The sequence below is a fragment of the Streptomyces sp. NPDC014623 genome, from assembly GCF_043088245.1.
Taxonomy (GTDB): Bacteria; Actinomycetota; Actinomycetes; order Streptomycetales; family Streptomycetaceae; genus Streptomyces.
Map to the genome: position 1 here is coordinate 135477 of NZ_JBIBZU010000008.1, position 21120 is coordinate 156596.

Here is a 21120-nt window from a genome sequence, read left to right on the forward strand (position 1 = left end):
TCCTACGGAAGCCGCTTGTCCATGGCCGAACGGCCTTCCTCGGACAGCCTGCGCTCCGCCCACTTCAGATTCCCGGGGGTCAGGTCCCGCCCGGAGGCGAGCACCAGATCCTCCGCGGTGGGCTGGTCGTTGCCACCGGTGTGCAGCAGACGGTCGGGAGTCACCTCCCGCACTTCCGGCACGGATACGGTTACGGATTCGGGCTCTTCGCTCATACCGCCTCCTCGTCCTTGCGGCAATTCTCGCGCCGGGACGGCGCCCGCGCATCCGATGCCCCGGAGGTCCCGGACCAGACCGTCACTTGACCTGCGCATGATAAATACGCAACGTTCACACGACCGGCACCGTGCGTGTGGAAGCCTCTCGGGCGAGCAGACAACGTCCAGCCGTCACGGCACTCTTCCACCATCCCGGAGAGGACACCCCACATGTCCGGTCGCCGTCGTTTCTACGCGCGTCCACTGTTCACGGCAGCCGCCTCGATCGCCGTTCTCAGTGGCGTCGTGTCCGCCGCACCCGCCGCCACCCCCACCACCGCACAGGCCGTCTCGCTCGACGACACCTACTACCAGGACGCCCTGGGCAAGTCGGGCGCCGCACTCAAGAGCTCACTGCACACGATCATCAGCGACCAGACCACCCTCTCCTACAGCCAGGTCTGGGACGCGCTCAAGGCGACGGACGAGGACCCGGCCAACTCCTCCCACGTGATCCTCCTCTACACCGGACGCTCCCAGTCCAAGAGCGAGAACGGGGGCGATGCCGGCGACTGGAACCGGGAGCACGTCTGGGCCAAGTCCCACGGCGACTTCGGCACCGCGACAGGGCCCGGGACCGACATCCACCACCTGCGTCCCGAGGACGTCCAGGTCAACTCCACGCGGGGCAACAAGGACTTCGACAACGGCGGCAGCGCGGTTCCGGGTGCGCCCGGCAACTACACCGACGGCGACTCCTTCGAGCCGCGCGACGCGGTCAAGGGCGACGTCGCCCGGATGATCCTCTACATGGCGGTGCGGTACGAGGGCGACGACGCCTTCGCCGACCTGGAGCCGAACGACAGCGTGAGCAACGGGTCCGCCCCGAACATCGGGCGGCTCTCCGTGCTGAAGCAGTGGAGCCAGGAAGACCCGCCGGACAGCTTCGAGCAGAACCGCAACGAGGTCATATTCGACCGTTACCAGCACAACCGGAACCCGTTCATCGACCACCCCGAGTGGGTCGAGGCCATCTGGTAGGGGACCGGCGCACCCATGGCCTGCGCACAGCGCGCGGCCGGACCCTCGCGGGAACCGGAACGCGGCAGGCCCGGCCGGCGCACTCCCGGACCACGTCCGGCGGGCCCAGCCGGCCACCCGGCCCCACGAGAGCCGCCCGCCGCCCCTCCCGGGGCCGCGGGCGGCCAGGCCTGACCGCCCCGGAGGCACTCGCCGCGGGTCCGGCGAAGGGCGGCCCTCCCCCGGTATCCCGCACCCTCGCCGAAGATCTCGTGGAGTCCGGCCTCATGCTCCGCACCGGGGCGGCCGTGCCGATACCGGCACCGGCGGGCTCTCCTCCCGGCACCCCTGCCACGACGCCGATGGCCGCGCCCGGCGGCGGCATGGGGGGACGAGGTCCAGGAGCGGAACACCCCTCCGGGAGCACAGGGTAATAATTCGCCCACATTAGGAGGAAAAGGTATGAATTGACTCGTTGAACGACCCGCTCCGCGCAAGGGGCGGCTCCAGCACCGCGGACCCCGAACCCTCCGGGAGGGAACGATGGATACGGACGCCCTGACGCCCGGCCTGCTGCAGGAACTTCGTGCGACGAGGCCCTATCCGGCCCTGTCCCTGACGATGCCGACCCACCGCGGGGCGCCCGACAACGCCCAGGACGCCGTACGGCTGCGGAACCTGGTGACCGAAGCCGGCAACCGACTGGACGCCGACCCCCGGGTGACCCGTGAGGCGCAGAAGGCCGTGAAGGCGCAGTTGGACCGCGCCCTCGCCGACCTCGACCAGCGGCGCGCCCTGGACTCACTGGTCATCCTGGCCGACACGGACGGGTACCAGATCTGGCAGCTGCCCCGCACGGCCCCCGAGCGCGTCGTGCTGAGCGACTCCTACCTCACGCGCAACCTCGTCGCGGCCAAGGCTGGAGCACACCTGTTCTGGGTACTCAGCGTTTCCGCCGAACACGCGGCGCTCTGGTCAGGGACGAACGAGGCGCTCCGCCCGGAAGACGGGCACGGCTTCCCCCTGCACCCTCCGCACGAGAACTTCGACCCGGAGCGCCAGGCCCGGAGCGGCGGCGCTCCGGGCATCTACTTCAGCGAGGACACCCGCAGCTTCTTCCGCACGGTCGACGGCCGGCTGCGAGGCGTACTGAACACCGATCCCCGGCCGCTGTTCCTGGTCGGGCTGCCGCAGGCTCTCTCCTTGCTCGAGGACGTCGGGGAGTGCGCCAGGTCGGCCGCCTGCAAGGTCCCGAAGGGAACGACGGCGGAAACGACCGCGCCCGAGCTGGCCGGGGAACTGAAGGCGGCGCTGGACGACTGGCGCGAGCAGAGTGACGCCGCCGTCCAGGACAGGCTCGACGCCGCTCGTGGCGCCAAATCCTTCACGAGTGGTCTCGACGAGGTCTGGACGGCCGCCCGGGAGAGCCGTGTGGCCCTCGTCGCGGTGGAGGAACACTTCCAGCAGACGGTCCGGGTCACCGGAAACCATCTGGAGGCCGTGGACCCGACGGACGTGGCGCCGGAGGACGCCGGGATCCGTGACGACATCGTGGACGAGCTCATCGAGACGGTCCTGGACAACGGCGGCGAAGTGGTGTTCGTGGCCGACGACTCCCTCGCCGGCCACGGCCGGATCGCAGGCGTTCTGCGCTTCTGAACGCGTGTCCCTGCGCTGGGCATCGTGAGCCGGGCGTCCGCCCACGGCCTCCGGCCCGGCCCGCTTCGTCGCGGGCCGGGCCGGAGGCCGTGGGCGGGGCACCGCCCGGCGTTCAGCCCTCCCAGGTCCAGTCGGCCACCTCGGGCAGGTCCGTGCCGTGTTCCCGGATCCAGTCGTGGTGACGGGTGCGCGCGTCCGCCATCGCCTGCCGGACGGCGACGGCGCGGACGCCCAGACCGGGGACCCGGTCGACCACGTCCATGACCAGCCGGTAGCGGTCCAGGTCGTTGCGGACCACCATGTCGAACGGCGTGGTGGTGGTCCCCTCCTCCTTGTAGCCGCGGACATGCAGATGAGCGTGACCCGCGCGCCGGTACGCGAGACGGTGCACCAGCCAGGGATAGCCGTGGTAGGCGAAGATCACCGGCTTGTCCCGGGTGAAGAGGGAGTCGTACTCCGCGTCCGGCATCCCGTGCGGGTGCTCCTCGTGCGGCAGCAGCCGGGTCATGTCCACCACGTTCACCACGCGCACGGCGAGCTCCGGGAGGTGACGCCGCAGGAGCCCGGCGGCGGCCATCGTCTCCAGCGTGGGTACGTCTCCGGCGCAGGCCAGCACGACGTCGGGTTCGCGGCTGCCGTCCTCGGTGCCGGCCCATTCCCACACCCCGGCGCCTCGGGCGCAGTGCGCGCGGGCCTCGTCGAGGGTGAGCCAGTCGAAGCCGGGCTGCTTGCCGGCGACGATCACATTGACGTAGTCGCGGCTGCGCAGCACGTGGTCGGCGGTGGACAGCAGGGTGTTGGCGTCCGGCGGCAGATAGACCCGGACGACCTCGGGGCTCTTGTTGAGGACGTGGTCGACGAAGCCGGGGTCCTGGTGGGAGAAGCCGTTGTGGTCCTGACGCCAGACGTGCGAGGTGAGCAGGTAGTTCAGCGAGGCGACGGGTGCGCGCCAGTGCAGTCGGCGCGAGGTGCGCAGCCACTTGATGTGCTGGTTGACCATCGAGTCGACGATGTGGGCGAACGCCTCGTAGGAGGAGAACAAGCCGTGCCGTCCGGTGAGGAGGTACCCCTCCAGCCAGCCCTGGCACAGGTGTTCCGAGAGGACTTCCATCACCCGGCCGTCGCGGGCCAGATGTTCGTCGGTCGGGAGGATCTCCGCCTGCCAGGCCTTGCCGGTGGCCCCGTAGAGCGCGCCCAGGCGGTTGGACTCGGTCTCGTCGGGACCCACCACCCGGAAGTTCCTGCGGCCGGCTGTGGCCGCCATGACGTCCTGGAGCATCCCGCCCAGGACCCGGGTGGGCTCGTGCATGGCGGCCCCCGGCCTGTCGACCCGCACCGCGTGGTCCTCCAGAGGAGGGAGCGGCAGATCCCGCAGGAGCAGCCCCCCGTTGGCATAGGGCGTCGAGCCGAGCCGGGCGGTGCCCTCGGGGACGCAGTCCAGTACCTGGGCGGTGGGCCGGCCCTCGGAGTCGAAGAGTTCCTGAGGACGGTAGGAGCGCATCCACTCCTCGAGCAGACGCAGATGCCCGGGGTCGTCCCGGACCCCGGGCAGCGGGACCTGGTGGGCGCGCCACGTGTTCTCGACGGGGAGCCCGTCCACGTCCTCGGGGCCGGTCCAGCCTTTGGGCGTACGCAGTACGATCATCGGCCAGCGAGGACGTGTGGATACGCCCTCGGCGCGGGCCGCGCGCTGGTACTCGTCGATACGGTCCACGGCCACGTCCATGGCGGCGGCCAGTGCGCGGTGGACCGCGGCGGGCTCGTCCCCTTCGACGTAGAGGGGATCGTGGCCGTATCCGCGCAGGAGCGCGTCGAGTTCGTCCTCCGGCAGCCGGGCGAGCACCGTCGGGTTCGCGATCTTGTATCCGTTGAGGTGGAGGATCGGCAGGACGGCCCCGTCGTGCACCGGGTCGAGGAATTTTCCGGAGTGCCAGGACGCGGCCAGCGGCCCCGTCTCCGCTTCTCCGTCCCCGACGACGCAGGCGACCAGAAGCTCCGGATGGTCGAACGCCGCACCGTAGGCGTGGCTGAGCGCGTACCCCAGCTCGCCGCCCTCGTGGATGGAGCCCGGGGTCTCCGGGGCGACATGGCTGGGCACCCCGCCGGGGAAGGAGAACTGCTTGAACAGGGCCCCCATGCCGGCGCGGTCGCGGCTGACATCGGGGTAGGTCTCCGAGTAGCTGCCCTCCAGCCAGGAGTTGGCGAGGATCGCGGGACCGCCGTGTCCCGGACCCCAGACGCAGAGCACCGGCCGGTCGCGCGCCTTGACGATCCTGTTGAGGTGGGTGTGGACCAGGTTCAGCCCGGGTGAGGTGCCCCAGTGGCCGAGCAGCCGCGGTTTGATGTGCTCGGGGGCCAGCGGCTCCTCCAGCAGGGGGTTGGCCATCAGGTAGATCTGGCCGACCGCAAGGTAGTTGGCGGCACGCCAGTGCGCGTCGAGTGCGGCGAGCTCGGTGCCGGACAGGGCGGATGTCCCGGACGGGGTTCGGACGGTGGTCATGAGGCGTCTCCCAGGAGCATGACTAGCGGGCGTCCGGGCCGGGGCCGTACCAGACCGTGGTGGCGTTGCAGAACTCGCGGATGCCGTGTCCCGCCAGCTCCCGTCCGTAGCCGGAGCGCTTCACCCCGCCGAACGGCAGCGCGGGGTGGGAGGCCGTCATGCCGTTGAAGAAGACCCCGCCGGCCTCCAGGTCGCGCACACAGCGGTCCATCTCCTCCTGATCACGCGTCCAGACGTTGGAGCTGAGCCCGAACGGTGTGTCGTTGGCCAGATCCACCGCCTCGGCCAGGTCCGCCACGCGGTAGAGCGTCGCCACGGGGCCGAAGGTCTCCTCGCGGTGGATACGCATGTCCGGGGTGATTCCGGTGAGCACGGTGGGCTCGTGGAACCAGCCCCGGTCCAGCCCTTCGGGCCGTCCTCCCCCGCAGAGTGCCGTGGCGCCCTTGCCGAGAGCGTCCCCGACGAGCTCCTCCAGGTCGGTGCGGCCCTGTTCGCTGGAGAGCGGCCCCACGTCGGTGGACTCCTCCAGCGGGTCGCCGACGGTCAGGGCGCGCATCCCCGCGGTGAATCGCTCGGCGAACGCGTCGTACACGTCCGCGTGGACGATGAAGCGCTTGGCGGCGATGCAGGACTGGCCGTTGTTCTGGACACGGGCGGTCACCGCCGTTTCCGCTGCCCTCTCGACGTCCGCCGAGGGCAGGACGACGTAGGGGTCGCTGCCGCCGAGTTCCAGCACCGTCTTCTTCACCTCGTCACCGGCCACGGAGGCGACCGCGCGGCCGGCCGGTTCGCTGCCGGTGAGCGTCGCCGCGGCGACCCTCGGGTCACGCAGGATCGCCTCGACGGCGCCCGAGCCGATGAGGAGTGTCTGGAAGCAGCCGGCGGGGAACCCGGCCCTGCTGAACAGGTCCTCGATGTACAGAGCCGTCTGCGGCACGTTGGAGGCGTGCTTGAGCAGACCGGTGTTGCCCGCCATGAGCGCGGGCGCGGCGAAGCGCATGACCTGCCAGAGCGGGAAGTTCCACGGCATGACGGCGAGCACGACGCCCAGCGGCCGGTAGTGCACCCGGGCACGGGAGGCACCGGAGTCCTTGACGTCGGTGTCATCGGGGTGTTCGTCGGCGAGCAGGCGTTCGGCGTTGGCCGCGTACCAGCGCATCGCCTTGGCGCACTTGGCTGCTTCGGCACGGGCGGCCTTGACCGGCTTGCCCATCTCGGTGGTCATGAGGCGGGCGATGTCCTGCTGGTCCTCGTCGAGGAGATCGGCGGCCCGGTTCAGCAGGCGGGCGCGTTCGGTGAAATCAGTGGTGCGGTAGCTGCGGAACGTGCGATGTGCGGCGGCGAGCCTGCGCTCGGTCTCCTGCTCGTCCAGTGCGTCGAATGTCCTGAGCGTCTCGCCGTTCGCGGGATTGACCGTCGCGATGGGCATGGCAGTGCCTCCTTGCGTTGTTCTTCGACCGTGCCGCGCCACGCCGCAGCGCGCAACGCGGTTCCTGACGCACACGTACCCGGCCGGCGCGGATCATGCGTACCCGGGGCACACCGTCCGCGCCGGCCGGGCCGGCGCCGGTCTGTTCGCGTCACACGAGTTCGGCCGCCGGGCTGCCGAGGAACGTACTGCCGCCGGGGCGGGGCGTACGCGGATGCAGTCCGGCGGTGCTCGGCGTCTCGGCGTAACGCGTGAACCACACGACCTTGCCGTCACCGGTCCGGCAGGTGCCCCAGCTGTCGCTCAGGGCCATGACGCGGCTGAGGCCACCGCCACCCCCGTCGAGCAGCCGGGGCATCCGGGAGTCGCCGTCGGCCACGGACACCGTCAGGTGCCGGCCCGTCCAGCGGAGCTCGACGACACACCGGGCGTCGCCGCCGACGTGCCGCTGGACGTTCGCCAGCAGTTCCTCCGCGGCCCGGCACACCGGCCGGACGTGCAGGTCGAGTCTCCAGTGACGAAGGTGTGCGGCGACTATGCGCCGCAGCTGGGAAATGCGCTCTGCCGACACCTGCAGTTCGACCAGATAGTGCCGGTCGGGTGGAACGGTCATCGTCGAGGCTCCTCACCGCGAGGCTCACGTGCTTCACCCCGTTCGACCCAACGACCCCCGAACACGAAGCGTGAGCATTAGTCACTCCTGGGTCACTCATCAGGGTGGCCCGAGGGGGCCGGTTGCGCAACCGAAGGACGGGACAGCCGGGGTCACGGCAGGTAGGGCAGCAGCTTGTCGGGGGTGAGAGGGAGTTCACGCAGCCGGACACCGGTGGCGTGCCGCACGGCGTTCCCGATCGCGGCCGCGGTCCCCACGATGCCGATCTCACCGATGCCCTTGCTGCCCATGGGGTTGAGGTGCGGGTCCACCTCGTCGATCCAGTGCGCCTGGATGTCCGGGACGTCCGCGCAGGACGGCACGTGGTAGGAGGCGAGGTCCCGCTCGGTGAAGTCGCCGAAGGCCGGGTCCATGGTGCTGCCCTCGGTGAGGGCCATGCCGAGCCCCATGACCATGGCGCCGATGAACTGGGACCGTGCCGTACGGGGGTTGAGGATGCGTCCGGCCGCGTACACGCCGAGCAGCCTGCGTACCCGTACCTCGCCGGTCAGGGAGTCGACCGCCACTTCGGCGAAGTGCGCGCCGAAGGCGTGTCGTGCGTAAGGGGGCTCCTGCGCCGTCTCCTCGCCGGTGTCCGCGGTGACGGTGATGCCCTCCGGCGGGAGCGCTCCGGTGTGCTCGGTGAGCCGGCGCGTCAGAGCGGTGGCCGCTTTGTGCACCGCGGAGCCCCAGGAGGCCGTGCCCGAGGAGCCGCCCGCGACGGGCGCGGTGGGAAGATCGCTGCTGCCGATGTCGATCGTCACGTTCTCCGGGGGCGTGTCCAGGGCCGAGGCCGCGACCTGCGCCAGGACGGTGCGCGCCCCGGTCCCGATGTCCGTGGCGTTGATCCCGATGCGGTAGGAGCCGTCGGGAAACGCCTGCGCACGGGCCGCCGACTTCGAGACGAGTACGGGATACATCGCCGAGGCGACCCCGGTACCGAGCAGCCACGGCCCCTCCTCACGGGTGGCGGGCCGCGGGTCCCGGTCGTGCCAGCCGAAGCGCCGGGCTCCCTCGTTCAGACAGGCCGTGAGGTTGCGGCTGCTGAAGGGGAGCCCGCTGTCGGGTTCGGTCTGCGGTTCGTTGCGCAGCCTCAGCTCGACCGGATCGATTCCCAGGGCGCAGGCCAGTTCGTCCATGGCCGACTCCAGCGCGTACATGCCCGATGCCTCCCCCGGCGCGCGCATCCAGGAGGGGCTGGGCACGTCGAGTGCTGCCACGCGGTGCTCTGTGCGGCTGTGGGGCGAGGCGTACATGGTGCGGGCGGGGACGGCGGCCTGCTCGACGAACTCCTTGATCCGCGAGGTGTGGGTGACGACCTCGTGGGAGACGGACGAGAGTACGCCGTCCAGGTCCGCGCCCAGGCGCACCCGCTGCAGGGTGGGTGCGCGGTGCCCGATGATCGCCGCCATGTACCGCCGGGGCAGGGCGAGCTGGACGGGGAGCCCGGTGTGCCGTGCGGCCATCGCGGCGAGGACGGACTGGGGGCGTGGGGTGCCCTTGGAGCCGAAGCCGCCACCGACGTGTTCGGCGACGACGGTGACGCGGTCCCGGTCGAGCCCGAGGGCTGTGGCGAGGCTGTTGCGCACGGCGCTCGACCCCTGGCTGGAGTCGTGGACGGTCAGATGTCCGTCGGCCCACCGGGCGGTGGAGGCGTGCGGCTCCATGGGGTGGTTGTGGAGCCCCCGCAGGGTGTAGGTCGCGTCGATCCGCACGGGGGCGGCGTCGAACGCGCGCAGGGCGTCGCCGCGTTCACGCAGGGCCGGGAAGCCCCCGTTCGCCTCCTCGGGGGTGTAGAGGCCCGGGTGGTCCCCGGTGAGCACGACATCGTGCTCGATGGTGGCGTACTCCACGTACACGGCCTCCGCGCCGGCCCGGGCGGCTTCCGGGCTCTCGGCGAGGACGAGGGCGACGGGCCAGCCCCGGTGGGGGACCCGGTCGTTCTGGAGCACGGCGAGGATGGGGTCGTCGGGCTCCTCCAGCCGCGGCGCGTTGTCGTGGGTCAGGACGGTGTGCACTCCGGGCATCGCGAGCGCGTCGGCGGTACGGATCGCGGTGACGCGTCCGCTCGCGACGGTGGCGGGGACGATCCAGCCGTGGAGGCAGCCCGGCAGGGCCTGTTCCGCGGCGTAGCGGGCGGTGCCGGTGACCTTGTCCCGGCCCTCCCGGCGGACGAGGGGCGCGCCCAGCGCCCGGGGGGAGTCGCTCATGACGGTAGACCTCGGTTCGTCGGTGTCTGCGGGACCGCCGGCTCAGGCGGGTGCGGCCTGGGCGGTGAGTTCGAGGAGGGCGCCGACAGCGAGCCTGCGGGCCAGGACCACCTTGAAACCGTTGTCCCGCAGGGGTCTGGCCGCTTCGAGTTCGGTGTCCACGGCGCGGGCGAAGGCGTCCTCGGTCGCGGGAGCCCCGCACAGCACGTCCTCGGCCGCCCGTGCACGCCACGGCCGGTGAGCGAGGCCGCCGAAGGTGAGCGACACCCGGTCCACACGGCCGTCGCGCACGCTCAGCACGGCGGCGACGGAGGCCAGGGCGAAGGCGTACGAGGCGCGGTCCCGGGCCTTGCGGTAGAGGGAGGCGGCGCCTGGAGGAGGCGGCGGCAGCACGACTTCGGTGATCAGCTCGCCCGGCCGGATGACCGTGTCCTGGTCGGGGTTGTCGCCGGGCAGCCGGTGGAAGCCGGTCACGGGCACGGTCCGCTCCCCCTCGGGTCCGTGCAGGTGGACGGTGGCGTCGAGAGCCGCGAGGGCGACCGCCATGTCGGAGGGGTGGGTGGCCACGCAGTCCTGCGAGTGACCCAGCACCGCGAGGTCGCGGTGCACTCCTTCCCTGGCCGGGCAGCCCGAGCCGGGAGTCCGTTTGTTACAGGGCTTGGAGATGTCCTGGAAGTACGGACAACGGGTGCGCTGGAGCAGGTTCCCGCCGGTGGTGGCGGTGTTGCGGAGCTGTCCGGACGCACCGGCCAGCAGTGCCTGCGACAGGGCGGGGAAGCCGCTCCGGACGTCGGGGTGGGCGGCGAGGTCGCTGTTGCGTACGGTCGCGCCGATCCGGAGACCGCCGTCGTCCGTCCGTGTCACCCGGTCCAGCGGAAGCCGGCTGACGTCGATGAGGAGGTCCGGTGACTCCACTCCGAGTTTCATCAGGTCGACGAGGTTGGTGCCGCCTCCGAGGAACCGCGCGCCGGGTTGCCCGGCACCGGCACGGACGGCTTCGGCCACGGAGGGGGGACGCAGATAGGCGAAGGGCTTCACGGTGCCACGTCCTCGATCGCTTCGACGATGTGCGGGTAGGCGCCGCACCGGCAGAGGTTGCCGCTCATCCGCTCGCGGATCTCGGCCGCGTCGAGCGTGGCCGGCCCTCCGGGCCCGGCGAGCACCGCCCGTGGGGTGGCGTGGGAGGGGAATCCGCCGGCGGCCTCCTGGAGCATCCCGGCCGCCGAGCAGATCTGTCCCGGGGTGCAGTAGCCGCACTGCAGGGCGTCCCGCTCCAGGAAGGCCGACTGCAGCGGATGCAGCCGTCCGCCCTCGGCCAGTCCTTCGACGGTCGTGATGTGGGCGCCCTCCTGGGCGACGGCCAGCAGCAGGCAGCTGTTGGCGCGCCGCCCGTCGACGAGCACGGTGCAGGCTCCGCACTGGCCGTGATCGCAGCCCTTCTTGGCGCCGGTGAGCCCGAGGTGCTCCCGCAGGGTGTCCAGCACGGTGGTGCGGTGGTCGAGCGTCAGCGTGCGCGCGGTGCCGTTGACGTGCAGGGTGAAGGTCGAGCGCTCGTCTGCGGGCCGCAGCCGTGCGCCTTCGGTGTCGTCGTTCGCGGGGGTGGTGTCCATGTACGTGTGTGCCTTCCGGAGCTCGGTTCGCGCGGAGTCGCTCAGGCGGCGGCGCGGCTTTCCAGCCGGAGCCGGACCTCCTGTTCCTGGTCCCCCGAGGCAGTTCCCACGACCTTGACCGTGAAGGTGTCCGCCAGGCGCCGGCGGAGCCGGTCGACGGCCCAGTAACCGCCCTGCGCCTCCACGGTGACCGGCCCCGAGAGCTGGGCCGGCTGTGTGCCCTCGCGCATCTCGGAGACATCGACGGTCGCCGTCCATACGGTCGGGCGGGTCGTCGAGGCGTCCTCGGGGGTGTCGTCCGCCGTCCGGTCGGAGGCGAAGGAGCGGCGCAGTACGTCGAATACGGTCCGTGCGTCCTGTGCCGGGCACCCGGTCATCTCGACGACGACGTCGCCGCTCTCCTGGTGGTCCTGCGTCTGTACGTCCGGGTTGTTCACCGTGGTTCCTTTCACTGGCTGGGGGTGGTGCGTCGTTCCACGGCCTCGCGCTGGGGGCCGACGGTGTGGGCGGGGTCCTCGGCGGAGGCGATGCCCGCGGCGAAGACCCCGAAGCGGGTGCAGGCGGAGCCGGCCAGCAGAGCGAGCCCCGCGCCGGCCGCGGCGGTGCGGCTGCGGTGCCCGGACAGGCCGGCGCCCACGGCCCCGGCGGCGGTGAGCACGCGGGCGGCACGCATCAGCGTTCCGGCCCTGCCCTCCTGATAGGTGACCGCGACGGTGCCCAGGCGCCGTTCGACCGCCCGGAGGGCGGCGCCGTCCGCGAGTGCCGCGAGCACGGCCGCGCACCGGGCCGGGGCGTTCTCGTGGAGCGGCCCCGCGGCCAGCGCCATGCCCGAGGCCGCCGCGGTGGCCGACGCCGCGAACAGGTAGGGGAGTTCGCGGTGCGCGCCGTGCCAGGCGGGCACCGCGGTGTCGGCCGCGAGGACGGCTGTGTAGGTCGCCAGCACGGGGCCGAGCAGGGCAGCGGCGGCCGTCGCCGCCACGCCGGTCCTCGGCAGGCGGCCGGTGACGGCGGTGAGCGCCGCTGCGCCGGCGGCGGGGCCGTAGGCGGAGAGCAGCCAGGAGCCCATGCTCATCGGGGAGGTCGGTTTGAAGACGCGCAGCATGTAGGGGAAGCGCGACGGTCTGCCGAGGTCGTGGACGAGGGCTGCCGCGGACAGGGTGACGGCTGACAGTGAGGACACCTTCAGCGCCGTCGCGGTGGTGACGCGTCCCGTGAGGTGGGAGCCGGCCGCGAGGACGGACCCGGCGCCGGCCAGCCCTCCGAGGAAGAAGTAGCCGGCGATGTCCCGGGCCGCCCAGGAGGGCGCCTTGACGACCGGGCGGCCGTAGTAGGAGCCGGGCCGGGTGACGCTCGCCGGTGTGCTGGACGTGTCCGAGGTCATCGGTGCACCCTCCTTCGGGTGAGGACGGGAAGCACGAAGGACAGTGCGGCCGTTCCGGCCAGTGACAGCGCGGCCGCCCCCGCGTGGCGCCACATGGCGGGCAGGTCGCGGGTGGTGACGACCGGGTCCGGGGGCAGCCCGTACACCTCGGGTTCGTCGAGGAGCAGGAAGAACGCGCCGTCCCCGCCCACCCCGTCGTCCGGGTCGTGGCCGTAGAGCCGTGCCTCGGTGACTCCGGCCTCGTGCAGCTGGTCCACCCGCAGCGCGGCGCGCTCCCGCAGCGCGTCGAGCGGGCCGAACTGGATGGACCGGGTGGGACATGCCTTGGCGCAGGCGGGTTCCTGTCCGGCGCCGAGGCGGTCGTAGCACATGGTGCACTTGAACGCGCGTCCGTCCGTGGGGCGTTGCTCGATCACCCCGTACGGGCAGGCGGGCACGCAGACGCCGCAGCCGTTGCAGACGTCCTCCTGGACGACGACCGTGCCGAACTCGGTGCGGAAGAGCGATCCGGTGGGACAGACGTCGAGGCAGGCGGCGTGGGTGCAGTGCTTGCACACGTCGGACGACATCAGCCAGCGCGTACCCGCTGATTCCGTCCGGTCCTGCGCCCCGGCGTCCGGCTCGGCGAGGGGAAGCATGGTGCGCCCGGGCGGCACCGGCTGTTCGATGAACGCGACGTGCCGCCAGGTGGAGGCGCCGAGTCCGCCGGTGTTGTCGTACGACATGCCGGTGAACGTCAGACCGTCCTCGGGAATGGCGTTCCACTCCTTGCAGGCGACCTCGCAGGCCTTGCAGCCGATGCAGACGGAGGTGTCGGTGAAGAATCCGACGCGCGGTGGGGCGTCCGCATGGCCCGCGTCCCGCGCCGGGTCGTGCTCGGGCCCGCTGAACAGGTTGTCGTTCACGTCGTCTCCTGCGTCCCGGTCGTCTCCGTGATCCCCGCCCGGCTGCGGTACTCCGCGACCATCTCCGGCAGGGCGGGGCCCCTGGGCCGGCGTCCGGGACGGATGTCGGCGGTGAGCGCCTTGTCCTCCTGGATCAGGCCGTTGGGATCGAGCGCGATCGCGACGAGTTCGTTGGCGGCGTCACCGGTGGCGATGCCGTTGGGTCCCCAGTGGAAGGGCAGTCCGATCTGGTGCACGGTCCGGCCGTGCACGGTGAGCGGGGTGATCCGGCCGGTCACCATCACACGGGCCTCCACGGCGTTGCGGGCCGTGACGATCGTGGCCCAGCCACCGTGTTCCAGTCCTCGTTCGGCCGCGAGCTGCGGCGACACCTCGCAGAAGAACTCGGGCTGCAGTTCGGACAGGTACGGCGACCAGCGGCTCATCCCGCCCGCCGTGAAGTGCTCGGTGAGACGGTGGGTGGTGACGATGTAGGGGTAGACGTCCGCACCCGGCTCGTCGCCGCTCGGGTGGTAGCGGTTGCCCTCGCGCCGGTGGAGCAGCCGGACCGGTGAGCGGGAGCGTGCGGGGTACAGCGCGTTCCCGAACGGCGAGTCCTGCGGCTCGTAGTGCGTGGGCAGCGGGCCGTCCTCCAGGCCTGCCGGGGCGTACAGCCAGCCCTTGCCGTCTGCCTGCATGATGAACGGGTCGTCCCCGCGCAGCGCGTCGGGCCCGGTGGCCTCCGGCGGCGGCACGTGATCGGGTGCCCGGTCAGGCACGAAGTCCGGGACGTCGTGGCCCGTCCACTTCCGTTCCGCCGCGTCCCACCAGATGTACGCCTTACGAGGGCTCCAGGGCGTTCCGTCCGGCGCGGCGGAGGCGCGGTTGTAGAGGATGCGGCGGTTGGCGGGCCAGGCCCAGCCCCATTCGGCGGCGACCCAGTCCTGCTCGGTGTGCGGCTTGCGGCGGGCGGCCTGGTTGACGCCGTCCGCGTACACACCACAGTAGATCCAGCACCCGCACCGGGTGGTGCCGTCGTCCTTCAGCTCGGTGTAGGCGGTCAGCGGCGCGCCGTCGGGGCCGTGACCGTTGATCTCCGCCAGGACCGAGGCCGCGACGGGTTCCTTCAACGGCCCCTCCACGGGGTAGTCCCAGGTGAGATCCTGCGGAGCCCGGTCCATCGGGTCGCCGGACGCCGCGAGCCGCTCCTTGATGCGGCGGCCCAGGTGGTAGGCGAACCAGAGGTCACTGCGCGCGTCCCCGTCGGGTTCGACCGCCGCGTGGTGCCACTGCAGCCAGCGGTTGGTGTTGGTGAAGGATCCGGACTTCTCGGTGTGCGACGCCGCCGGGAAGAAGAAGACCTCGGTGCCGATGTCCTCGGTCCTCATCTCGCCGGTCTCGGTCTCCGGGCCGTCCTTCCACCAGGTCGCGGACTCGATGAGCGAGAAGTCGCGGACCACCAGCCATTCGAGCCGGGCCATGCCGAGCCGCTGCAGCCGCGCGTTGGCCGAGCCCACGGCCGGGTTCTCGCCCATCAGGAAGTAGCCCTTGCACTCGCCGTCGAGCTGGGCCATGACCGTCTCGTAGGTGCCGTGCGAACCGGTGAGGCGGGGCAGGTGGTCGAAGCAGAAGTCGTTCCCGGCCGTCGCCGCGTCGCCGTAGTAGGCCTTGAGCAGGCTGACGAAATAGGACCGCATGTCGCCCCAGAAGCCCTTTTCCGTGCGGCTCGCCCTGATGAAGGAGTCCAGGTCCTCGTGGGCGTGGGCGTGCGGCATCGGGAGGTAGCCCGGCAGCAGGTTGAAGAGGGTCGGGATGTCGCTGGACCCCTGGATGGAGGCGTGGCCGCGCAGTGCCTGGATGCCGCCGCCGGGCCGGCCGATGTTGCCCAGGAGCAGTTGGAGGATGCTCGCGGCGCGGATGCACTGGGAACCGGTGGAGTGCTGGGTCCAGCCCACCGCGTAGGCGAAGGCGCTGGTGCGGTCGGGTCCGGAGTTGGAGGTGAGGGCGTCGCAGACCTCCAGGAACGTCTCGCGCCCGACCCCGCAGATCTTCTCGACCATCTCGGGGGTGTAGCGGGCGTAGTGGCGCTTGAGGATCTGGTAGACGCACCGGGGGTCCCGCAGTGTCTCGTCGCGCGGGGGCCTCGGCTTCGCCTGGGGGCCGCCGGACCCGTGGGTCTCGGACTCGCCCGCCTCGTGGATGCGCCGGTGGTCCTCGGCGTCCTCGGTCCGGCGCTCGTACTGCTCGTCGACGTCCCCCGAGGGGGCCTGGACGTCGGCGCCGCGGTACTGCCAGGTGCCGGCGTCGTAGTGACGGCGTTCCTCGTCCAGACCGGAGAAGACACCGTCGAGGTCCTCGGTGTCCCGGAAGTCGTCGCCGACCAGCGTGGCCGCGTTGGTGTAGTTGAGGACGTACTCCCGGAAATCCTTCTCCTGGGTGAGGACGTGGTTGATGATGCCGCCGAGGAAGGCGATGTCGCTCCCCGCCCGGATGGGCACGAAAAGGTCGGACATCGCGCTCGTGCGGGTGAAGCGCGGGTCCACATGGATGATCCGTGCGCCGCGCTCCTTCGCCTCCATCACCCACTGGAAGCCGACCGGGTGGGCCTCGGCGAAGTTCGATCCCTGGATGACGATGCAGTCCGAGTGCTGGAGGTCCTGCATGAAGGTGGTCGCTCCGCCCCGGCCGAAAGAGGTGCCGAGACCGGCCACGGTGGAGCTGTGGCAGATCCGCGCCTGGTTCTCCACCTGCACGATGCCGAGGCCGGTGAAGAGCTTCTTGATCAGGTAGTTCTCTTCGTTGTCCAGGGTGGCGCCGCCAAGACTGGCGATGCCCATGGTGCGGGCCGTACGGAGCCCTTCGTGTTCCCACTGCCAGGTGCTGCGCCGGGTCTCGACGACACGGTCCGCGACCATGTCCATCGCCGTCTCCAGGTCGAGCGGCTCCCAGTCGGTGGCGTACGGGCGCCTGTACAGCACCTGGTGGCGGCGGGCCGGGCCGGTGGTGAGCTGGAGCGTCGCGGCGCCCTTGGGGCACAGCCTGCCCCGGCTGACCGGGGAGTCCGGGTCGCCCTCGATCTGGACGACCCGGTCGTCCTCGACGTACACCTGCTGGCCGCAGCCGACGGCGCAGTACGGGCAGACGGACTTGACCACGCGGTCGGCCGTGGCCGTCCGGGGCCGGCCCTGCTCCGTCTTCCGCGACACCACGGCCCGCCCTCTGCCCAGAGGATCACTGCCGGTCAACTGCTGGTAAACGGGCCAGCGGCCGAGCGGATTGCCTGCTCCCATCGTGTTTCCTCCAGCGCTCCGGGGACTGACTCCAGGCTCACCCCACGACGGCGTGTCGGCGACACGAGCGACGGCTCGGAGGGGCGCGGGGCCGCGAAAGACCTCGTACCCGGTGTGCGGCGGGGAAACGTGGACTTCCCGCTCCGCGTCCCGGCTCCCCCTACAGTTCGCGCAGTGCCGGCAGCAGCGTGCTCCGCGCCCAGTCGATGAAGGGCCGCTGCTGGGCACCGCCGATCTGGACCAGGGCGACCTCGGTGAAGCCCGCGTCGGCGTAGGGACGTACGGCCTCGACGAACGCGCCGACGTCCGAACCGCACGGAATGGACTCGACGATGTCCTCCGTGCGGACGAACTGGGTCCCCTGGTCGAACGCGGAGGGCCCCGGCAGCTCGGAGTTGACCTTCCAGCCCCCGAGCGACCAGCGGAACTGGTCGTGGGCGCGGGCGATCGCGGCGTCCCGGTCGGTGTCGTAGCAGACGGGCACCTGCCCCACGCGGGGCTTCCCGGCCCCGCCGTGCCGGTCGAACGCGTTCAGCAGCTCGCTCTTGGGTTCGGTGGCGATGACCAGGTCGCCCAGCGTTCCCGCGAGTTCGCAGGACCTCTCCCCCGAGACGGCGATGCCGATGGGAACAGGCTGGTCGGGCAGATCCCACAGCCTGGCGTTCTCCACGTCGAAGTGGGCGCCGTGGTGGTTCACGTGGTTGCCCTCGAAGAGGGCGCGGATGATGTGTACGGCCTCTTCGAGCATCTCCAGCCGGACATGGGCGGCGGGCCAGCCCGCACCGACCACGTGCTCGTTGAGGTTCTCACCGGAGCCGAGTCCGAGCCGGAAACGGCCCTCGGCGAGCAGCTGGAGCGTCGCCGCCTTCTGCGCGACCACCGCCGGGTGGTAGCGGGTGGTCGGGCAGGTCACGTACGTCATCAGGGGGATCCTGGACGTGGCCTGCGCGGCGGCTCCCAGAACCGACCACGCGTAGGGCGCGTGTCCCTGGGAAGCCAACCAGGGGAAGTAGTGATCAGAGGTGACGGAGAAGTCGAAGCCTGCGTCCTCCGCCGCGACCACGTCCTCGACGAGGGCGCGGGGACCTGCCTGCTCAGTCATCATCGTGTAGCCGATTTGAACCATGTGAAACTCATTTACCGTGACATCGTCATAAAACATGAATTCATGTCAATGGCTGTCTGTGATCGACTCTCCGGGGTATGCGCCATGCATGGACGTAACAAATGGAGCATGGGAATCGCTCGCCAGCACCGGCGGCGCCGACGGGCCGGGAGCAGTGGGCGTGGTCATCGGCATCGTCGGCCTGTTCGTGGTGCTTCTGCTGATCGGGGGCTTCTGGTTCGGCATGAGGCGCCGCGACAAGGAGTCACGGCCACCGCGCCCCGATGAGCAGCCGTCGCGTCCGGATCACCGGACGGAGATCCAGGAGAGCGGGCATCACGGCCCGGACCACTTCCCGGAGAACGGCCGTGCCCTCTCGCCCTACGAGCTGAGTGACCGCGGTAACGAGGTGATCCCGCCGGAGGACGAGCGCCGGCGTGACTGACGCACGCGTGCGCCGGCCATCGGCAGGCGCTGCACAGACGTCCGGACCCCTGTGAAGGGGTCCGGACGTCTGTGCCTGGCCCGCCGGTCCGCATCATCGATCGGAGGAACAGGAACATGGAACCGGGGGGCAGATGAATCAGCCGGAGTCGGACCGCAAGACCCGCGTCACCGTTCTGGTGGCGCTCGCAGCCAACCTCGTCATCGCTGTGGCCAAGGGAGTGGGGGGTCTCCTCTCGGGCTCCCCCGCCCTCCTGTCCGAAGCCGCGCACTCCGTGGCGGACAGCGTGAACGAGGTCTTCCTGCTGGCCGCGCTCAAACGCAGCCGCCGGCCTCCCGACGCACGCCACCCTTTCGGGTACGGCAAGGAGCGTTACTTCTGGTCGCTCCTCGCGGCCGTCGGAATCTTCGTCGTAGGGGGTTGCTTCTCGTTCTTCCAGGGATTCGAGGCCCTGGGCCGCGACGAGCAGGAGTCACCTGACGGCTACACGGTGGGCCTGATCGTCCTCGCCGTCGCCCTGGCCGCGGAGGGCAGCTCACTCGTCCGCGCACTGGTCCAGCTCCGCGGGGAGAGGGGCGCCGCCCGGGACCCTGCGTTGAGGACGGTGATCGCGGAGGACAGCACGGCCGTACTGGGCGTGCTGCTGGCCATGGCGGGCATGGTGCTGCACCTGGTCACAGGGGACGTCGTGTGGGAGGCGTCGGCCTCTGTGGGAATCGGCCTGCTGCTGGTCTACGTCGCCTTCCGGCTCGGGAAGGACGCCCGTGACCGGCTGATCGGAGAGGCCGCCGACCCCGGCCTGCGCCGGGGCGTGGAGGATTTCCTCACGTCCCAGTCCGAGATCGACAACGTCGCGGCCCTGTTCACCATGGGCCTCGGTCTCGACTCGGTGCTGGTGGCGGCCAGGATAGATCTGGCACCCGGCATCGACAGCGAGGAGGTCGAACGGGTCGCCGTCCGGATCAAGCGGTCGATCGCCCGGACCTGGCCGGAAGCCGAGCACGTGTTCCTCGACATCACCAACGCGCCGCCCCGGAGCGGGGTGTGATCACGGCGGCCGCGTGTTGCGGGAGTCGCCGGGGCGGATGAGGCTGGTCCTGGCCGCGCGGCACCGAAGAAGTCATGCCGCAGAACCGATAAGGCAGTGGGACCATGACTCCTGGCGATCCGCGGACCGTGCCGGAACCGGCGGTGCTGAGCGGCGCGAGCGCTCCGTGCTGGGTCCACCTGGTGACCCATGACCTGAAGGACGCCCAGCGCTTCTACAGCGCCGTTCTCGGATGGACCTTCCGCCCCGGACCGTTGGGCAGGGACTTCCTGATGGCGCGCTCCGGCGGTGTGCCGGTGGCCGGCATCGGCGCGGTCGCGGCGGCCTACCAGGTGAGCGTGGCGTGGATGCCCTACTTCTCCGTCCGGAACGCCGACGTCGTCTCGGCCCGCATCCGCGAACGCAGTGGAACCGTCGCCGTGGGTCCGCTGACGGTCGGGCAGGGACGCGCCGTCCTGGCGGCCGACCGGGACGGCGCGTCCTTCGGCGTGTGGGAGTGGACGGGCCGTGCGGCCGGCCTCGCCCCGGCCGGGAACCGCGCGCACGCCTGGCTCCGGCTCCGCACCAGGGACGCCTTCGACGCCGCGATCTTCTACGGCGAGGTCCTCGGCTGGGCGAGCGGGGAACCCGGCGGCTGCGAGGTGGCGTACGTGAAGGAAGAGGTGCTCGTACGCTGCGGCGGACGCCCGCTGGCGCGGATCAGCTCCGGTGCCGTGGAGGCCGCTCCGGATCCTCAGGTGCGCCCTCACTGGCAGGTGCAGTTCCCCGTGGCCGACGTGGAGACGACGGTCCTCGCCGCCGAGCGGAACGGAGGAACCCTCATGGAGCACCGCGCGGTGCAGCACGGCAGCGAAGCCACGCTGCGGGACCCGGACGGCGGGTTCTTCACCGTGACGGACGTACGCGGTCCGGCGTGCGAGGACGAGGACTGAGGAGCCAGCGCGGGGACGAGGGCCGACGGGTCAGGGACGCGGGCCGGACTCCTCGGGCTCCGGGGTCTCCTCCTCTTCGTCCGGCTGCCGGCCGTTGTCCCGTGCGATGGCCCAGAGCGGGAACACGAGCCAGCAGGCCAGGAACCACAGGGCCATGCCGCCCACCAGCCAGAGAGCCACCACGTTGTGCAGCGCCACCCGCAGGATGAGCAGCAGCGTGCAGCACATCGTGCCGAAGAGCAGGCCGAGCCCCAGCTTCATCAGACGTGAGGCCCAGATGACCGTCTGCGGCTTCATCCGGCGGCCGGTGAGCAGCCGGTGGTACGACACGGGTCCTATCAGCGCGGCAGCCGTCGCCGACCCCAGCATGACGGTGGTGACGTAGATGTTCCGGTCGACGGTGGAGAGATCGCTGAAGCGGGGCTGGAAGACCACTGCGAGCAGGAAACCGAACAGGATCTGGACGCCGGTCTGCGCCACCCGCAGTTCCTGGAGCAGCTCACCCCACTGCCGGTCCGCCCGTTCCGCCTCGGTCTCCCGCCGTCCGCTGTGCGGGTTCCTCCCCGCTTCCTCTCTGCCGTCCCCGTCGCTGTCCGCCGGTATCTGTCCCATGGATGCCTCCCCCACGTCGTAGAGGTGGTACTGGTGCCCCGCGAAGCCGTGGTGAATCCCAGATCCTCCATGGTGGCAGCGGCCGGGAGGCCCACCACCCGGCGGAGAACGGCGGGCCGCGGATCGGCACCGGATGAGGGGGACCT

At 71.1% G+C, this 21120-nt stretch carries 18 protein-coding genes; 5 read left to right on the top strand and 13 right to left on the bottom strand.

Annotation, left to right across the window (positions count from 1 at the left end; translation table 11 throughout):
- Positions 1-2 precede the first annotated feature (2 nt).
- Positions 3-215: a hypothetical protein gene (locus ACF1FZ_RS15460; protein WP_391773890.1), complete on the bottom strand. Its 213-nt coding sequence runs from the start codon at positions 213-215 to the stop codon at positions 3-5.
- A 213-nt stretch (positions 216-428) separates the two neighbouring features.
- Between ACF1FZ_RS15460 and ACF1FZ_RS15465 the strand changes: the two genes are divergently transcribed.
- Together ACF1FZ_RS15465 and ACF1FZ_RS15470 are read left to right on the top strand one after the other, a co-directional pair.
- Positions 429-1238, top strand: coding sequence for an endonuclease I family protein (locus tag ACF1FZ_RS15465; protein ID WP_391773891.1), 810 nt, complete (start codon positions 429-431; stop codon positions 1236-1238).
- Between the two features lie 522 nt (positions 1239-1760).
- Positions 1761-2876 carry a chemotaxis protein gene (locus ACF1FZ_RS15470; protein ID WP_391773892.1) on the top strand — a complete coding sequence of 372 codons (1116 nt, stop codon included), beginning with the start codon at positions 1761-1763 and terminating at the stop codon, positions 2874-2876.
- A 112-nt stretch (positions 2877-2988) separates the two neighbouring features.
- Here the strand turns inward: ACF1FZ_RS15470 and ACF1FZ_RS15475 are convergent, their stop codons facing one another.
- The 11 genes from ACF1FZ_RS15475 to ACF1FZ_RS15525 all read right to left on the bottom strand — a co-directional run bounded on the left by ACF1FZ_RS15475 (position 2989) and on the right by ACF1FZ_RS15525 (position 17958).
- Positions 2989-5376: a phosphoketolase gene (locus tag ACF1FZ_RS15475; RefSeq protein ID WP_391773893.1), complete on the bottom strand. Its 2388-nt coding sequence runs from the start codon at positions 5374-5376 to the stop codon at positions 2989-2991.
- 22 nt (positions 5377-5398) lie between these two features.
- Positions 5399-6805 (bottom strand): NADP-dependent succinic semialdehyde dehydrogenase, encoded by a 1407-nt coding sequence (locus tag ACF1FZ_RS15480; protein WP_391773894.1) that lies wholly within the window; start codon positions 6803-6805, stop codon positions 5399-5401.
- A gap of 151 nt (positions 6806-6956) precedes the next feature.
- On the bottom strand, positions 6957-7418 hold the full coding sequence (locus ACF1FZ_RS15485) for an ATP-binding protein (protein WP_391773895.1): 462 nt from the start codon (positions 7416-7418) through the stop codon (positions 6957-6959).
- Positions 7419-7570: 152 nt separating this feature from the next.
- Positions 7571-9667: a xanthine dehydrogenase family protein molybdopterin-binding subunit gene (locus ACF1FZ_RS15490; protein WP_391773896.1), complete on the bottom strand. Its 2097-nt coding sequence runs from the start codon at positions 9665-9667 to the stop codon at positions 7571-7573.
- A gap of 42 nt (positions 9668-9709) precedes the next feature.
- On the bottom strand, positions 9710-10705 hold the full coding sequence (locus ACF1FZ_RS15495) for an FAD binding domain-containing protein (RefSeq protein WP_391773897.1): 996 nt from the start codon (positions 10703-10705) through the stop codon (positions 9710-9712).
- Positions 10702-11277, bottom strand: coding sequence for a 2Fe-2S iron-sulfur cluster-binding protein (locus tag ACF1FZ_RS15500; protein WP_391773898.1), 576 nt, complete (start codon positions 11275-11277; stop codon positions 10702-10704). The genes ACF1FZ_RS15495 and ACF1FZ_RS15500 overlap by 4 nt, the downstream gene beginning before the upstream one ends.
- Positions 11278-11318: 41 nt before the next feature.
- Complete coding sequence (locus tag ACF1FZ_RS15505; protein ID WP_391774025.1) at positions 11319-11654, bottom strand: hypothetical protein; 336 nt, start codon at positions 11652-11654, stop codon at positions 11319-11321.
- 71 nt (positions 11655-11725) lie between these two features.
- Complete coding sequence (gene nrfD / locus ACF1FZ_RS15510) at positions 11726-12658, bottom strand: NrfD/PsrC family molybdoenzyme membrane anchor subunit (protein ID WP_391773899.1); 933 nt, start codon at positions 12656-12658, stop codon at positions 11726-11728.
- A complete protein-coding gene (locus ACF1FZ_RS15515) occupies positions 12655-13563 on the bottom strand; it encodes a 4Fe-4S dicluster domain-containing protein (protein ID WP_391773900.1) in 909 nt (302 codons plus the stop codon). The genes nrfD and ACF1FZ_RS15515 overlap by 4 nt, the downstream gene beginning before the upstream one ends.
- Positions 13560-16832: a formate dehydrogenase gene (gene fdh, locus ACF1FZ_RS15520; RefSeq protein WP_391773901.1), complete on the bottom strand. Its 3273-nt coding sequence runs from the start codon at positions 16830-16832 to the stop codon at positions 13560-13562. The genes ACF1FZ_RS15515 and fdh overlap by 4 nt, the downstream gene beginning before the upstream one ends.
- 160 nt (positions 16833-16992) lie before the next feature.
- Complete coding sequence (locus tag ACF1FZ_RS15525) at positions 16993-17958, bottom strand: LLM class F420-dependent oxidoreductase (RefSeq protein WP_391773902.1); 966 nt, start codon at positions 17956-17958, stop codon at positions 16993-16995.
- Between the two features lie 88 nt (positions 17959-18046).
- On the opposite strand from ACF1FZ_RS15525, the gene ACF1FZ_RS15530 reads away from it, so the two are divergent.
- The 3 genes from ACF1FZ_RS15530 to ACF1FZ_RS15540 all read left to right on the top strand — a co-directional run bounded on the left by ACF1FZ_RS15530 (position 18047) and on the right by ACF1FZ_RS15540 (position 20362).
- Positions 18047-18382, top strand: coding sequence for a DUF6479 family protein (locus ACF1FZ_RS15530; protein WP_391773903.1), 336 nt, complete (start codon positions 18047-18049; stop codon positions 18380-18382).
- A 133-nt stretch (positions 18383-18515) separates the two neighbouring features.
- Entirely contained in the window at positions 18516-19430 is a 915-nt protein-coding gene (locus ACF1FZ_RS15535) for a cation diffusion facilitator family transporter (protein ID WP_391773904.1), read from the top strand.
- 104 nt (positions 19431-19534) lie between these two features.
- Entirely contained in the window at positions 19535-20362 is an 828-nt protein-coding gene (locus ACF1FZ_RS15540; protein ID WP_391773905.1) for a VOC family protein, read from the top strand.
- A gap of 30 nt (positions 20363-20392) precedes the next feature.
- On the opposite strand, the gene ACF1FZ_RS15545 is transcribed toward ACF1FZ_RS15540, so the two are convergent.
- Entirely contained in the window at positions 20393-20974 is a 582-nt protein-coding gene (locus ACF1FZ_RS15545; RefSeq protein ID WP_391773906.1) for a DUF6328 family protein, read from the bottom strand.
- Between the last annotated feature and the right edge of the window lie 146 nt (positions 20975-21120).